We start from the raw sequence: 778 nt of genomic DNA on the forward strand, positions 1-778 counted from the left end.
GTGAAAGGGAGTTCGACCATGGCAAAGCCTGCCCATCGCCTGCCACACGTCCTGCTCCGGTTGTCCCTGACCACCGGGGCGCTGGCCGCGGTTCTTCCGGCCATCGCCCAGGCCCAGATGGCGGCCGGCGAGTCGGTGCAGCTGGAACTCCACGAACAGCGTCCGTGGACCTTGCCCGCGGACGTGGAACGGATCGCCATCGCCGACCCGGAGATCGCCGATGTCACGTCCCTGCGCGACAAGCGCCACGTGCTGCTGATCGGCAGGAACGCCGGCAGCACCACCTTGATGCTGTGGCAGCGCCAGCAGCCCGCGCCGACCCGCATCCGCGTCGATGTCCGCAGCGCGGTGCAGCGCGGCCTGCTCGATGCCCGTTCCCCCGCCGTGGCCGTGCAGGACGGACAAGGGCTGCTGCAGGGAGAGACACCCACCCTGCTGTCGCACGAGGCGGCGCGCAAGGCGGTCGCCAGCGTGGTCGGCGAGAAGGGCGTCATCAACGACGTATCCACCATCGCCGGCGGCGGCGTGGTGCAGGTGGAAGTGAAGGTGGTGGAATTCAACCGCAGCGTGCTGCGCCAGATCGGCGTGAACTTCAGGAACACCAATGGCGGCTTCAGTTACGGCTTCACGTCGCCGTCCGGCGCCAGCAGCAACGGCGGCGCCCTGTCCTCGGCCTTCAAACTGGTCGCCAGCTCCCTCCCCCACAGCTGGAACGCCAGCATCGACCTGCTGCAGAGCAACGGCATGGCGCGCGTGCTGGCCGAGCCCACGAGACTAA

Annotated in this window: 1 protein-coding gene; it reads left to right on the plus strand. The window is 68.6% G+C overall.

What is annotated here, in order from left to right; genetic code table 11:
- Positions 1-18 precede the first annotated feature (18 nt).
- A partial coding sequence (locus ABB29_RS15905; RefSeq protein WP_245622660.1) for a pilus assembly protein N-terminal domain-containing protein occupies positions 19-778 on the plus strand: 760 nt, incomplete at its 3' end.

Origin of the sequence: Pseudoxanthomonas dokdonensis, assembly GCF_001431405.1 — a bacterium.
In the GTDB taxonomy this organism is placed as follows: domain Bacteria; phylum Pseudomonadota; class Gammaproteobacteria; order Xanthomonadales; family Xanthomonadaceae; genus Pseudoxanthomonas_A; species Pseudoxanthomonas_A dokdonensis.